The organism is Mesorhizobium sp. ArgA1 (assembly GCF_053714375.1).
Map to the genome: position 1 here is coordinate 1 of NZ_JBSKBQ010000149.1, position 413 is coordinate 413.

At 58.6% G+C, this 413-nt stretch carries 1 protein-coding gene and 1 pseudogene; both read left to right on the forward strand.

The features are described 5' to 3' along the window. Positions 1-135: pseudogene (locus ACWGTI_RS32750) on the forward strand (co-chaperone GroES); the annotation flags it as partial. Between the two features lie 63 nt (positions 136-198). Then, a partial coding sequence (locus ACWGTI_RS32755; protein WP_287182322.1) for a TCP-1/cpn60 chaperonin family protein occupies positions 199-413 on the forward strand: 215 nt, incomplete at its 3' end.

A 413-nucleotide genomic window follows, 5' to 3' on the forward strand; every position in this document is an offset into this window, starting at 1 on the left:
GGCAAGCTGGTTCCCCTGGACGTCAAGGCTGGCGACCGCATCCTGTTCGGCAAGTGGTCGGGCACCGAAGTCAAGCTTAATGGCGAAGACCTTCTGATCATGAAGGAATCCGACATTATGGGCATCATCGGCTGATTATCGGCCTCACCGTCAACTGAATTCCGGGCTTGATCGCAAGCCCTTGCCAGGAGCTAAAACATGGCTGCTAAAGACGTAAAATTCTCCCGCGACGCCCGTGAGCGCATGCTGCGCGGCGTCAACATCCTCGCCGACGCCGTGAAGGTCACGCTCGGCCCCAAGGGCCGCAACGTCGTCATCGACAAGTCATTCGGCGCACCGCGCATCACCAAGGACGGCGTCACCGTCGCCAAGGAAATCGAGCTTGAAGACAAGTTCGAAAACATGGGCGCGCA